At 74.2% G+C, this 11,967-nt stretch carries 13 protein-coding genes; 6 read left to right on the forward strand and 7 right to left on the reverse strand.

All coding sequences use genetic code 11. The features are described from left to right. Positions 1-37: 37 nt before the first annotated feature. The gene (locus ACFU6K_RS15645) at positions 38-475 is read right to left on the reverse strand and encodes a VOC family protein (protein ID WP_380663403.1); all 438 of its coding nucleotides are present in this window, start codon (positions 473-475) and stop codon (positions 38-40) included. A gap of 81 nt (positions 476-556) precedes the next feature. On the opposite strand from ACFU6K_RS15645, the gene ACFU6K_RS15650 reads away from it, so the two are divergent. After that, positions 557-1,033, forward strand: coding sequence for a MarR family winged helix-turn-helix transcriptional regulator (locus ACFU6K_RS15650; protein ID WP_380663404.1), 477 nt, complete (start codon positions 557-559; stop codon positions 1,031-1,033). Positions 1,034-1,055: 22 nt separating this feature from the next. Here the strand turns inward: ACFU6K_RS15650 and ACFU6K_RS15655 are convergent, their stop codons facing one another. Next, the gene (locus ACFU6K_RS15655; protein WP_380663405.1) at positions 1,056-1,682 is read right to left on the reverse strand and encodes a C40 family peptidase; all 627 of its coding nucleotides are present in this window, start codon (positions 1,680-1,682) and stop codon (positions 1,056-1,058) included. Positions 1,683-1,910: 228 nt separating this feature from the next. Between ACFU6K_RS15655 and ACFU6K_RS15660 the strand changes: the two genes are divergently transcribed. The 3 genes from ACFU6K_RS15660 (at position 1,911) to ACFU6K_RS15670 (ending at position 4,551) form a co-directional block, all read left to right on the forward strand. After that, entirely contained in the window at positions 1,911-2,318 is a 408-nt protein-coding gene (locus ACFU6K_RS15660; RefSeq protein ID WP_380663407.1) for a RidA family protein, read from the forward strand. Between the two features lie 200 nt (positions 2,319-2,518). Then, positions 2,519-3,256, forward strand: coding sequence for a hypothetical protein (locus tag ACFU6K_RS15665; RefSeq protein WP_380663408.1), 738 nt, complete (start codon positions 2,519-2,521; stop codon positions 3,254-3,256). Then, positions 3,253-4,551: a nucleotidyl transferase AbiEii/AbiGii toxin family protein gene (locus ACFU6K_RS15670; RefSeq protein WP_380663410.1), complete on the forward strand. Its 1,299-nt coding sequence runs from the start codon at positions 3,253-3,255 to the stop codon at positions 4,549-4,551. The genes ACFU6K_RS15665 and ACFU6K_RS15670 overlap by 4 nt, the downstream gene beginning before the upstream one ends. 146 nt (positions 4,552-4,697) lie before the next feature. Here the strand turns inward: ACFU6K_RS15670 and ACFU6K_RS15675 are convergent, their stop codons facing one another. After that, the gene (locus ACFU6K_RS15675; RefSeq protein WP_380663411.1) at positions 4,698-5,837 is read right to left on the reverse strand and encodes a hypothetical protein; all 1,140 of its coding nucleotides are present in this window, start codon (positions 5,835-5,837) and stop codon (positions 4,698-4,700) included. Positions 5,838-6,101: 264 nt separating this feature from the next. Beyond that, positions 6,102-7,430, reverse strand: a complete 1,329-nt coding sequence (locus ACFU6K_RS15680; protein ID WP_380663413.1) for a hypothetical protein — start codon at positions 7,428-7,430, stop codon at positions 6,102-6,104. A gap of 153 nt (positions 7,431-7,583) precedes the next feature. On the opposite strand from ACFU6K_RS15680, the gene ACFU6K_RS15685 reads away from it, so the two are divergent. Continuing rightward, positions 7,584-7,775, forward strand: coding sequence for a hypothetical protein (locus ACFU6K_RS15685; RefSeq protein WP_049652898.1), 192 nt, complete (start codon positions 7,584-7,586; stop codon positions 7,773-7,775). A 54-nt stretch (positions 7,776-7,829) separates the two neighbouring features. Here ACFU6K_RS15685 and ACFU6K_RS15690 read toward each other — a convergent pair whose 3' ends face one another. The 3 genes from ACFU6K_RS15690 to ACFU6K_RS15700 all read right to left on the reverse strand — a co-directional run bounded on the left by ACFU6K_RS15690 (position 7,830) and on the right by ACFU6K_RS15700 (position 10,175). After that, entirely contained in the window at positions 7,830-8,462 is a 633-nt protein-coding gene (locus ACFU6K_RS15690; RefSeq protein WP_380663414.1) for a peptidase inhibitor family I36 protein, read from the reverse strand. Positions 8,463-8,603: 141 nt separating this feature from the next. Beyond that, positions 8,604-9,458 (reverse strand): DUF4389 domain-containing protein, encoded by an 855-nt coding sequence (locus ACFU6K_RS15695; RefSeq protein WP_380663416.1) that lies wholly within the window; start codon positions 9,456-9,458, stop codon positions 8,604-8,606. Positions 9,459-9,605: 147 nt separating this feature from the next. Continuing rightward, entirely contained in the window at positions 9,606-10,175 is a 570-nt protein-coding gene (locus tag ACFU6K_RS15700; RefSeq protein WP_380663417.1) for a hypothetical protein, read from the reverse strand. Positions 10,176-10,533: 358 nt separating this feature from the next. Between ACFU6K_RS15700 and ACFU6K_RS15705 the strand changes: the two genes are divergently transcribed. After that, positions 10,534-11,898 (forward strand): M14 family metallopeptidase, encoded by a 1,365-nt coding sequence (locus tag ACFU6K_RS15705; protein WP_380663419.1) that lies wholly within the window; start codon positions 10,534-10,536, stop codon positions 11,896-11,898. Positions 11,899-11,967 lie beyond the last annotated feature (69 nt).

Raw genomic sequence — 11,967 nt, forward strand, 5'->3', positions numbered from 1 at the left:
CGCCGCAGGAGCCCGAAGCCCCGTGCGGCGCGGGCCGTCAGTAGGACTGGAGCTCGACCAGCCGGCCGTCCGGGTCGCGCAGATGGGCGCTGCGCAGGGTGGGGCCCCACTCCGGGCGGTCGGTCGCGGGCGCGGCCGGGGTGCCGCCGTGGCGCAGGCAGAGGTCGAGGGCGGCGTCCACGTCGTCCACCCGGAGGACCAGCATCGCGGCGTCGTGGACCGGTGCGGCGGGCACGGCGGGTGCAGCAGGTGCGCCGGGACGGCCGGGCGGCTCGGCGGTGCCGAGCACGGCGGCCATCGCGGAGCGGTCGAAGAGGGCGAGCAGGGTCTGGTCGGCGAGGTCCCAGTTGGCGTACGGCCCCTCGGGCGAGCCCTTGACCAGGGTGGCGCCCGTGAGCGGCGGGAGGACGGCGCGGTAGAAGTCGAAGCACTCGGCGAAGCGGGTGACGAGCAGGCGGGGGTACAGGGCGTCCACGGGCGAACTCCTGGCAAGGGGGCGACGGTTCGGAATTAGTGGGTCGGTACCCACTATAGGGATGGACCCTAGACTGTCGCCATGGCCTCCGAGAACCCGCAGCCCGCCGCCGGGCTCCCCCCGACCCTGCTGGACCTCAGTACCTACCTGCTCTCCCGGGTCGGCAAGGCGGCACGCGGCCGGTTCGCCGAGCGGCTGGCCGAACGCGGCCTGCGGCTCTGGGACATGGCGGTGCTGGCGGCGCTCGCCGACTTCGGCCCGCAGGCCCAGCGGGACCTGGTGCGGCGGCTGGCCATCGACCCGAGCGACCTGGCCAAGGTCGCCGACCAGCTCGCCGCCGCCGGGTACGTCGAGCGTGCCAGGGACCAGGTCGACCGGCGGCGGGTCTCGGTCTCCGTCACCGACGCCGGCCGGGCGCTGCTCGCCGAACTCGACGCGCAGGCGCGGGCGGTGCAGGACGAGGTGCTCGCGCCGCTGGACGCGGGGGAGCGGCGGACGCTGCAGGAGCTGCTGCTGCGGGTGCACCACGGGATGGCGGAGCGGCGCGGCGGCCTGTGAACAGCCGGGCGCTTCGACCGGCTCAGGCGGCGGGCTGCCCCGGGCGGCGGGCACCGGCGAACTCGCCCGCCCAGCGCGGTACGTCGAGCACGTTCTCGACCCGGGCGACCAGGGTGCCGGTCCGCTCGGCGTGGATCATCGCACCCTCGCCGACGTGGATCCCGACGTGGTGCAGGGGGGCGTCGGGGCGGGAGAAGAACAGCAGGTCGCCCGGGGCCAGCGCGTCGCGCTCCACCGGGGCGCTGAGGTTGAACTGCGCGACGGTGTAGTGCCCGAGCTCGACGGTGCCGTGGCTGGCCCGGTACCAGCAGTAGAGCGACAGGCCGCTGCAGTCGAAGCCGACCGTCTTCTCGCCCATGCACACGCCGTTCAACCAGCCGTTGTCCTCGTCGCAGAAGCCGAGGCTCGCGCCCAGCCGGTCGCCGCCACCCCAGGCGTACGGCACGCCGAGCTGGCTCGCGGCCACGGCGGCGACCCGGCGGCCCAGCGCGGCCGCCGGCAGCGACCGGGCCGTCTCCGGCGGGGCGTCGGACGCCGCCTGGGCGGCCGGGCCGAGCGCCGGGACGAGGCCCGCCCCGAGCGCGAGGCCGAGCATGCGGCGCCGGCGGACTCCGGAGGCCTGGTCGCGGCCGGACGGTTGGGGCTTCATGGCGGTGCCTCCCGGGGCTGGAGGTGGGTGGGCGCCCGGGGGCGTGGTCCCCGGGCGCAGGCACCAGGATCGCGCTCCGGCGGGCCGGTCCGCCATCCCCCGCAACGGTGAATCGCGGACGCAGGAGGCCCGGAACGGAAGGGAGTTCACCGGTTAAATGGTTTGACGGTCGCTCAGAACGGGCCAACGATGGGCGCGAACGTTCGGTCGGGACCGTCGGAGGACCACATGAGCAGCGCCGTCAAGCTGATCCGCACCACGCGGCTGACCAGGGCGGTGGACTACGCCTACGCGGCGGAGGTCGACGCCCCGGCCCGCTCGCTCTGGCTGGCGGGCGCCTGCCCGCTCGACGAGGAGGGCCGGACGGTCGCTGTCGGCGACTACGAGGCCCAGGCCCACCAGGTGATGCGGAACCTGATAACCGTGCTGGAGGACTCCGGCGCCTCCCTCACCGACATCGCCCGGACGACCGTCTACGTGGCCTCCGCCGACCAGGCGGACCTGGTGAAGGTGTGGAACGTCTACCGCGCCTACATGGGGGAGCACGACGCCCCGAGCACCCTGCTCGGCGTCGCCGTGCTCGGGTACCACGACCAGCTGGTGGAGGTGGAGGCCGTGGCCGTCCTGCCCTCCTGAGCTGTCCTGTCCTCCTGAGCCGTCCTGCCCTCCTGAGCCGTCCTGAGCCGTCCTCAGCCGACGGAGCCCACTGGGCAGCCGACCGGGCCGACGCAGCCGACCGGGCCGACGGGCTCCGACCGGTCGTCCCGGCGGAGGAGAGCCGCGGTGGCACCGGGGCGCCCGCGGGATTGTCGGAGCGGCTTGGCAGGATGCTCCCCATGATCGTGACCCGTTCCGACCAGCGCCGTGACGACCGGCCCGCGCCTCCCGACGTCCGGGGCGACTTCGAGGTCCACCTGACCGTGGAGCCCGGAGCCGCCGAGGCGCTGGCCGCGTGGGCGCGGGGCCACGACGTGAAGTTCACCCACATCCTGCTGGCCCGCGGTGCGGCGCCCTCGCAGCCGATGCTCACCCTGCGCGCCGACGGCACGCTGGCGGAGGTCGCCGCGGTGACGTCCAGGACGGCCGACGGGCTGGCTCGGGCCGGGTTCACCGTCCTGCGGGCGAAGATCGAGGCGGCGCCGTGGGCACACGGCGTCCCGGCCTCGGACGAGGACGCCGTGCCGCACGGAGCCGGCCGGTACTTCGAACACCACGTCAAGCTGCTGCTCCCGGGGCCGGCACCCGAGGCGGGCCACGCGCGCCTCGCCGGCCTCACCGGGCTGGCCGTCCGGCACGGTGCGCACCTGTCGCGCAATCCGCGCCGGGTGCGTGCGGACGGCCGGTGCGAGTGGTTCGTGACCCAGCGGTGCCGTTCGGTGGGCCTGGGCACCGCGGGCCGCCGGCTGGAGGCGCTGCTGCGGGACCTCGCCGCCGACGGCCGCGAGGTGGTGTCCGTGGAGCGCGAGTTCGTCGTCGTGGACAGCGACGAGGCCCTGGACGCGGGATGGATCACCGAGCACGGGCCCGGCGCCCAGGCGTACGGAGACGGAGAAGGAGAAGGAGAGCAAGGATGACCGAGGACCAGTCCCCGTCGCCGGTGGCGTGGGAGAAGCTGAACTGGGGACCGTGGCAGGGCGTGGTGCTGCCCAAGCGGCCGCCGTCGGAGGACGTCCGTGAGGACCGGGACCTGCCCAGGAGCATCCGACCGGTCGACGACGAGGCGGTCAGCCAGCAGCCGGTCTTCGACCCCGCCCTCGCCGGGTACGCCCGGGCCCTTCGGCCCAGCGAACCGGCCTTCGCCGACCCGGGGCTCGCCGAACGCTGGCTCGCCGCGCGGCGCGAGGCGCTGACCACCGTGCTCTCCGCCGTCGCCGACTCGCCGTGGGCCGAGCACCTGGTGCTGCGCGGCAGCGTCCTGCTGCGCGCCTGGTACGGCGAGCAGGCACGGGAGCCGGGCGACCTCGACTTCGTGGTCCGCCCGACGGACTGGGAGCTGGCCGACGAGCGCACGGACCGGATGTTCCAGGAGCTCGCTGCCGGCGCCGAACGGCTCTCGGGCACCGTACGGCTGCACGCCGACCAGGCGGTCAGCGACGAGATCTGGACCTACGACCGGGTGCCCGGGCGCCGGCTCGTCCTGCCGTGGACGGCCCCGGGCGTCCCGGGCGGGTCGGTCCAGCTCGACTTCGTCTTCACCGAGCCCCTGCCCGTCCCGCCGCAGCCCTACCGGCTCCCCGGCGTCACCGGCCCGCTGCTCGGCGCCACACCCGAGCTCTCCCTCGCCTGGAAGATCCTCTGGCTCGTCTCGGACATCCACCCGCAGGGCAAGGACCTGTACGACGCGGTCCTGCTCGCGCGCACCGCCGAGGTCCCCTACGAACTGCTCCGGCAGGTCTTCACCCAGTCCGACCCGAACCGCCTGCACTGGCCCGTCTTCCCGGAGGAGATCACCGGACTCGACGTCGACTGGGACGAATTCGCCAAGGACTACCCGCAGTTCGCCGAACCCGTCGAGGAGTACCCCGCGCAGCTCCTCGCCCGGCTCCACCCGACCTTCGCCGACCACGGCGAGTACGCGCTGCGCGCCCGCTGGCTCGCCCCGCTCACCGAGGAGCTGCGGCAGGCACTGGCAGACGTCGGCATGGACGAGGTCCAGCGGCGGATGTCCGGACGCCGCATCCTCCCGGACAACACCCTGGTGATCACCGGCGAACTGCTCGGCGGGGACCTCGACGGCGCCCACCGCATCGTCGCCGGCCACCTCGGCAGCCAGGTGGACCGGATGACCCACCGGCTCGCGGAGGCCGTCGACCGCTACGCCACCGAACTCGCCGACGGCCACGGGACGGGAGGCGGTTCCGACAGCTGACACCCCTCCTGACACCGCCACCTGACCGCCGTACGACCGACCGTCAGGACAGGCCTTCCGGCCGCCAGGGCCGCCGCGCGAGACGCGGCCCCGGTACGGTCGGTACGGCGGCACGGCCTGTACGGCCCGCGCGGCCCGCTCCGGGGTCAGTCGATGTAGCCGGCCGTGCGGTAGCCGCCGCGGGCGGTGCGGTCCACCTCGTCGGCGCCCCAGGTGTGGGGCACGGCCAGCTTCCAGCGGGCGCGCAGGACGGCGTGCTCCTCGCGGTTCCTGGTCACGTACCACTGCCCCATGCGGCACCAGGCCAGGGGCTCGTCGGCCTCCGTGGCCACCGCCCGCACCAGCTGCGCCGCGTGCCGGGCCACCTCGGCCTCCAGCGCCTCCAGGTACTGGTTCATCCGGTAGGTGGCCTGGTCGCCGTGCTGGAACATGGCGTACTCGGAGCCGCCCGCCATGTGCAGCCTGCCGTGCTCCATGGCCACCTTGCCGCTGCGCACCACCTCGCCCTCCCGGGCCTTCCCGGCGATCCCGGCGTTGAGCCGGTCCAGCAGCTTGGCCTTCTCGGGGGTGGCCTCCGGGATCTGGCCGCCGCCCGTGCCGCCCTGCGCGGAGTACACCTCGTGCAGGTCGTAGTCCCCGGTGTAGAGGTAGCGCTTCCACTGCGGGTCGGCCTTCAACCGGGTCAGCGCCGGGCCGCCGTCCTGCGTCCGCAGGTCGATCGGCACGTACTGCTCGCCCCCGGGGCCGGTCTGCACGATGCCCAGGTCCAGGACGGACTGCGGCGGGCGGTCGATCCGCACGCCGGCCAGGCCCTGGTCGTTCCAGTGACCGACGAAGCCGCTCAGGTCCTGCTCCTGCAGCCAGCGCAGCACCGTCGCCGGGTCGCCCTCGGCCTGCCCGGGCCCGGTGCCGTACTTCTTGCGGACGGAGGAGGGCTTGATGGACTTCTCCAGGATGGTGTGCGGCTTGGGCTTGGCGCCCTCCGCGATGCGCCGGATGGAGTGCTCCCCGGTCTCCCGTACGGCGATGGTGTACTTGTGCTTCCGGCACACCTCGGAGATCGCGGCCCAGTGGTCCTCCCACACGATGTTCCGCAGGTCGGCCGCCCGTCCGCCGGAGGCGGGCTGCCCGTCGGGCGTGGCGGCCTCGCAGATCCTCAGCACGTTGTTCTGGTCCAGCTGCACCCGGGGCCTGCGCGGGGCGGTCTGGTCGCCCGGTGCGCGCTGGAGTCCGACGACCGCCCGGCGGCCGTCCCGTCCGGTGCCGTCCCGCTGGTCACCGATCATGCGCCCCGTCGCCGCGTTGCCGACGGTGCGCTGCAGGGCCGCGGCGCCCCGCGCGGGCGCGTCCCCTTCGGAGTGTGCTCCGGTGCCGGACCGCCGGGCCCGGCCCGCGTCGCGATGAGGCTGTCCGGCCCTCTGCGGCTGTTCCCTCGAGTGCATGCTGCGACCTCCTCGGTCCCCTCCGTCCCTTTATACAAGGGGAGTTGGCCGATGCCGGAGGAAGGCTCCGGCGGTGCCCTCCCGGGCTGCCGACCCGGGCCGGGAGGGCTAACCGGTCGTGCACTCCAGGACCCGGCCGTCGGTCGTGCCGACGAGCAGGTGGCCGGGCCCGGCGGCGGTGAGCGCGGTCGGGATGGCGGGGACACCGGCGACGGTCAGCAGGTGGCGCCGGCGGAGGGCGCCGGTGCGGAGGTCGAGGGCCAGGAGTTCGCCGTTGCGGTAGGCGACGTGGGCGGTGTCCGGGTCGGTGTCGAGGTCGATGGCGACGTGGTCGGTCCGGAAGACCCAGCGCGGAGTGCCGTCGGTGCCCGAGCGGCGGACGACGAAGGAGCCGCCGGGCTGCAGCCCGTGGCCGCTGTAGACGGTGCCGGCGTGCACCAGGTCGCCGTCGGCGGTCTCCACGCCCGGGCCGGGGAAGTGGGTCTCCCCGGGCTCCCAGGAGAACGGGAACAGGGGCTGGAGGGCCGCCCCGTCGGGGGAGCGCACCGAGAGCCGGTACGGCTCCGTCTTCTGGCGGCCGGGCGGCGGGGCCTGGTTGACGTAGTCCCGGCTGGCGCGCCGGATCCGCAGGCGGTCGTGCAGGCCGAGGTACGGGGCGGTCCGGTGCCGGAGCAGCAGGCCGTCGGGGAGCGTGACGCACCCGGGCTGCTCCGGGGCGTCGGCCTGGTCGCCCTCCTCGTCGTCCTCCTCGTCGCCCTCCTCGCGGGCGAGGGTGGCCAGGATCGCGCCGTCCGGTCGTTCCTCGACGGCGAGGACGTGCCGCCGGGGCTCCCAGTCGGGGCTCAGGGCGGAGAGCATCCGGTGGGCCTCCTCGCGTGTGTCGGCCCGCGGGGCCGGGACCCGGGGGCCGGCCAGGTCGTCGAAGGTGAGCGAACGCGGCGCGGCGGTGCGCCAGTCGGGCCGCCGTACGACGGCGACGTGGCCCTCGACGTGCGCCTTCCGGTCCTTCCAGTCGTCCGGCGGTGCCATCAGCACGCGCAGGGATTGGTCGTCGAGCCAGGCCAGTCCGAGGACCTTGCGGCCGAAGTCGTGCTCGATGAGCGAGGTGGTCGTGCCCGTCTCCCAGTCGAGGAGGAGCAGCTCGCCCTCGAAGAAGTAGCCGCCGTCGTACGCGCCGGTGCCGACGGCGAGCAGGGGCGCGGTGGGGTGGAAGGCCAGCGCGCGCACCGGGAAACGCGTCCGGAGCACGGCCCGGCAGCCGAGGTCCCCCGTGCCGTACACCCCCACCGTCGCGGTCCGGGCGAACGCGCGCTCGCCCGCGACGGCGAGCAGGCCGCGCGCCTCGTCGGGCACGGCGAGGACGGGGCGGCCGACCTCGGCGAACGGTCGGTCGCCGAGGATCCGGAGGACCCGGACGGGGTGGAGCGGGGAGGTCATGCGGAGATCCTCCCAGCCGGCGGTGCCAGCGCCCCGGGCGGGTCCCGCCGAGCGGGGTGACGGCCGCTGCCGCGTCAACGCCGATTGACGCCTACCGTGCCCAGCGGGCCGTGTTTGCAAGGAAGTTGGCCGCCCCGCCCCTACCCTTGGGCCATGAAACAGCACATCGTCACGCTGGTCCTCGCGGGCCTCCTGCTCGGCATCGTCGCGTTCGGTGCCGGCTGGTTCGCGGCGGACTCCCGGCAGACCGCTCCGGCGCCGACCTACATCACGGTCACGCCGGAGCCGGTCGCCACCGGCGCGGTCTCGCCCCCGGCCTCGGCCGCCTCGGCCGGTAGTCGGTAGCGGGCGGCCGGTGTCCGGAGGCGGGCGGCCGGTGTCCGGAGGCGGAGCCGGCCGCTACTGCCGGACCGCCCAGAACCGGTCGGCCATGTTGTCGTACGCGACCGACGCGGACAGCGACTCCGCCGGCTCCTTCCAGAGCATCTGCCACTGGCCGTCGCCCGGGTCGTTGTCCACGATCACCTCCAGGCCGCGCGCCGTGTTCACCCAGCTGCTCGCCTGGTCGCGGAACCCGTAGTCGGAGAAGTACACGGCGGCGTCCTCGTGGAAGAGGTTGAACTGGAGCCGGCGGCCGCCCCAGTTCCGGTCGGAGTAGAAGCAGTAGTAGGACGGCTCGCTGACCGGCGTGGGGCAGTGCTTCCAGTCCGGGCTCCGGACGGTGCGGCGGTGGTGGTCGCCGCTCCAGGGCGGTGCCTGCGCCTGCCCGGGCAGTGGGAGCACCAGCACCACTCCGTCCGGGAAGGTGATCTCGTTGGCGGCGGTCTGCCGGCCGCCCTTGCCCGCGGCGAGCTGGGCGTCCACCGCGTGCTGCAGCGCGTCGCGGTCGCCGTCGCTCAGGGAGGTGATGATGGCTCTCTGGTCCCCGCCCTGGCCGTGTGCGGCGGCGGCCTGCGCCCCGAGGGGAGCGGCCACGAGCACGAGGGCCCCGGCGGTACGGACGAGGAGTCGGCGGACTCGAGAGTGCGTCATATGCCAAACGTAGCCGCGCACATACCGCCGGTAACCTTGCTTTCTCGATCAGACGGCGCGTACGCGGCAACGGTGCGCCGGTGCGTACACGCCCCCCTGATCGAGCGAGCCCGTTACCCGCTGCTCGCTACCCGCTACCCGCTACGCCTCGCCGCGCGGCCCGCCGGGCCCGCGGTCGGCGGGGCCCGGCACGAGGGGCGCGGTGACGCGCTGGGTCGGGGCGGTGCTGTCGTTGCCGTCGTTGTCGTTGTCGTCGTCGTCCGAGTTCACCGAGGCGGTGATCGAGCCCGTCGCCGAGGAGGCCAGACCGAGGAGCAGGAAGAGGACGAGCAGACCGCGCGCGGCACCGCTCAGGACCAGCGGGCGGGTGGCCGAGACCGGGCCCGCCGGCTCGCTGCCCGGCGCGTCGCCGAACAGGCGCTTGGGGTAGGCGGACGAGATCATCGTCAGATAGGCGGTGTAACGCACCCGGTAGCGCAGGATCGCGGCCGTCGCCTCGTACAGCGGCTGCGGCATCCGGCCGAGGACCAGCACCACCAGCCAGAGGATGAAGGACACCGTCCACCACCCCGCGTACACCAGCCCCTGCACGATCGAGGCCGGGATGACCAGGATGATGCGGAACAGCACGGCCAGCCGGTTCAGCTCGCCCGGCCGCAGCTCGACCTGCACCGGGTACTCGGGCACCTCGAACCGGAACGGCGGATAGCGGTCCACGGTGAGCATCAGGTACGCGGTGACGCGGGTGTCGTACGGGACGAACACGGTGAGGTAGTCCGCCACGAAGTCGGGCAGCCGGCCGAGCACCAGCGCGCCGAACCAGCCGGAGACGGTGACGAAGAACGCCACCACCGACAGCACCCACACCACCACGAACTGGGGGATCAGCAGCAGCGCGCGCAGCAGCACCGTCCAGCGGTTCTGCGGGGCGGGTGCCGGCATGTCCAGCACCGGGAGCCACTCACGGCTGACGGGGGCGGGGGGAGCCTGCCACATCCGGGCCTCCACGGTCTCGGGACGACGGGACCCGGCCGTCGGGCGGCGACCGGGTGCCCTCCGAAGATCGCAGCACCCCGCCCGCCGCGCGCGTCACGCTGCGCCGGACGGGGCAGCCGCAGGTGTGGCGGGACGCTCCTACGGCCGTCAGGCGATCTTCGCGCAGAGCGGTTCGGCGGAGCCGTGCCTGACGGTCAGCGTCTTGTAGCCGGTGGAGCTGATGTCGATGGTGTAGACGCCGTCGACGAGATAGAGGTCGCGGGGCAGGTTGCCGCCGTTCGGGCCGACGCCGAGCAGGACCGGGCCGTGGGCGTGCCAGGTCTGGGACCTGTCGGGGCGGTAGTCGACGACGGCCCGGCCACCGGCGTCCGCGTCGTACGAGGCGCCGGTCGTCGTGTTGGTGATCCGCAGGACGAGAGCGCCCCGGAAGGCGGCGCGTCGCACGGTGGTGCCGTCGGGGGCGTACTCCAGCACCCGCCGCTGCCCCTCGTCGACGACGGGCTCCAGGTGCACGGGGAAGTCGCAGCGGGAGCCGGCCGGGAGGTCGGACGCCGGCGTGGGCCACGCCTCCCACCCGCCCTGACCGGCGACGGCCCCGGGCGCGTCGGAGGAAGCGGCGGAGGCGGGCGGGACGGTCGCGGCGCCGGCCGCGGCGGCCGCCGGACCGGTGACGGCGGCCAGCGCCGTGGCCGCAGCAGTGAGCAGGATTCGTCGCATGATCGGTTCTCCTGGCGAGGTATCGGACGTGCGGGGCCCAGCCTGGCAGGCGCCCCCGACCGGATTCTCACCACGATCCCCGGGCCGCCGCCGCCCGAAGCCTCCCGCTGGCCGATCGGGGTCCCAGGCCTGTCCTCGAACCCCCGTCGTCCGCCTGGAGGGCGGGCGGGGCGGCGCTGGTGCGGTCTGGCGACCTGTGGGACCCGTCGGGCCTTCCGGTGCGCCCGTGTCGTCCGTCGTCGGAGCGCGGGCTTTCCGATGCCTTGACGAACCCATGACACTGGCGGACCATCAAGCTGGCGCGCGCCGAACCTCCTCCACTGTTCCGCCCCCCACGGACCCCCACAGGAGGACAGTCATGCGACTGCCCCGCCGAGGGAAGCCCGCCGCGGCCACCGCCGTCCTGCTGGCCCTCGCCCTCGCCACCCCGCTCACCGCCAGTGCCGCCGACACCGGCACCCTCGCCCCACTCACCATCGGTACCGCCGACGACGGCCTCGCACGGCAGTACCGGCTCGACGGCCCCCGCACCGTTGCCGAGCGCACCGCCGTCGCCGCCACCGGCGCCTCCGTCGACGCCGTCCTGCCCGACGCGGTGGTGGTCACCGCCACCCCCGCCGAGGCCGCCCGGCTGCGCACGCTCGGCTGGTCGCCGGCCGCGCTGCCCGGTCCCCGCTACGGCGACGAAGGCGACGGAGGCGGCGCAGGCCTGGCCGGGCCGGAGTACGACTTCCCGCCGGCCGACTCCGGCTACCACAACTACGCCGAGGCCACCGCCGACATCGACGCCGTCGTCGCCGCGCACCCGGACATCATGAGCAAGCGGGTCATCGGCACCTCCTACGAGGGCCGGCCGATCGTCGCGGTGAAGATCAGCGACAACGTCGGCACCGACGAGGACGAGCCCGAGGTGCTGTTCACCGCCCACCAGCACGCGCGCGAGCACCTCACCGTCGAGATGGCGCTCTACCTGCTGCACGAGTTCGGCGACAAGTACGCCACCGACAGCCGCATCGCCAACGCCGTCAACAGCCGCGAGATCTGGGTGATCCCCGACCTCAACCCGGACGGCGGCGAGTACGACATCGCCACCGGCCGCTACCGCAGCTGGCGCAAGGACCGCCAGCCGAACTCCGGCAGCAACAGCGTCGGCACCGACCTCAACCGCAACTGGAACTACAAGTGGGGCTGCTGCGGCGGCTCCTCCGGCTCCACCTCCAACGAGACCTACCGGGGCAGCGCCCCGGAGTCCGCCAAGGAGACCAAGGTGGTCGCCGACTTCGTCCGCAGCCGGGTCGTCGGCGGCAAGCAGCAGATCACCGCCGCCATCGACTTCCACACGTACAGCGAACTGGTGCTCTGGCCGTTCGGCTGGACCACCGCCGAGACCGCCCCCGGCATGACCGCCGACGAGTACAACACCTTCGCCGCCCTCGGTCGGGACATGGCCGGCACCAACGGCTACACGCCCGAGCAGTCCAGCGAGCTCTACATCACCGACGGCGCGATCGACGACTGGCTGTGGGGCGCCCAGCGGGTCTTCGCCTACACCTTCGAGATGTACCCCGGCCCGAACGGCAGCAGCGGCTTCTACCCGCCGGACGAGGTCATCGGCCGCGAGACCGCCCGCAACCGCGAAGCGGTCCTGCGCCTGGTGGAGACGGCCGACTGCGTCTACCGCGCGATCGGCAAGCAGCAGCAGTACTGCGGCATCTCCGCCTGAGCACCCGCCCTCGGCACGCGCACCCCGCGTGCCACCGTCCGGCGCCGGCTGCGGGACCACCCCGCAGCC

This window comes from Kitasatospora sp. NPDC057512 (assembly GCF_042802135.1).
In the GTDB taxonomy this organism is placed as follows: domain Bacteria; phylum Actinomycetota; class Actinomycetes; order Streptomycetales; family Streptomycetaceae; genus Kitasatospora.

Bases quoted from the DNA above. Each gene is read 5' to 3' on its own strand.
- ACFU6K_RS15705 (WP_380663419.1), top strand. From the start codon at position 10,534: ATGCGACTGCCCCGCCGAGGGAAGCCCGCCGCGGCCACCGCCGTCCTG.
- ACFU6K_RS15670 (WP_380663410.1), top strand. From the start codon at position 3,253: ATGACCGAGGACCAGTCCCCGTCGCCGGTGGCGTGGGAGAAGCTGAAC.
- ACFU6K_RS15685 (WP_049652898.1), top strand. From the start codon at position 7,584: ATGAAACAGCACATCGTCACGCTGGTCCTCGCGGGCCTCCTGCTCGGC.
- ACFU6K_RS15690 (WP_380663414.1), bottom strand. From the start codon at position 8,462: ATGACGCACTCTCGAGTCCGCCGACTCCTCGTCCGTACCGCCGGGGCC.
- ACFU6K_RS15695 (WP_380663416.1), bottom strand. From the start codon at position 9,458: ATGTGGCAGGCTCCCCCCGCCCCCGTCAGCCGTGAGTGGCTCCCGGTG.
- ACFU6K_RS15675 (WP_380663411.1), bottom strand. From the start codon at position 5,837: ATGATCGGTGACCAGCGGGACGGCACCGGACGGGACGGCCGCCGGGCG.
- ACFU6K_RS15650 (WP_380663404.1), top strand. From the start codon at position 557: ATGGCCTCCGAGAACCCGCAGCCCGCCGCCGGGCTCCCCCCGACCCTG.
- ACFU6K_RS15680 (WP_380663413.1), bottom strand. From the start codon at position 7,430: ATGACCTCCCCGCTCCACCCCGTCCGGGTCCTCCGGATCCTCGGCGAC.
- ACFU6K_RS15700 (WP_380663417.1), bottom strand. From the start codon at position 10,175: ATGCGACGAATCCTGCTCACTGCTGCGGCCACGGCGCTGGCCGCCGTC.
- ACFU6K_RS15655 (WP_380663405.1), bottom strand. From the start codon at position 1,682: ATGAAGCCCCAACCGTCCGGCCGCGACCAGGCCTCCGGAGTCCGCCGG.
- ACFU6K_RS15665 (WP_380663408.1), top strand. From the start codon at position 2,519: ATGATCGTGACCCGTTCCGACCAGCGCCGTGACGACCGGCCCGCGCCT.
- ACFU6K_RS15660 (WP_380663407.1), top strand. From the start codon at position 1,911: ATGAGCAGCGCCGTCAAGCTGATCCGCACCACGCGGCTGACCAGGGCG.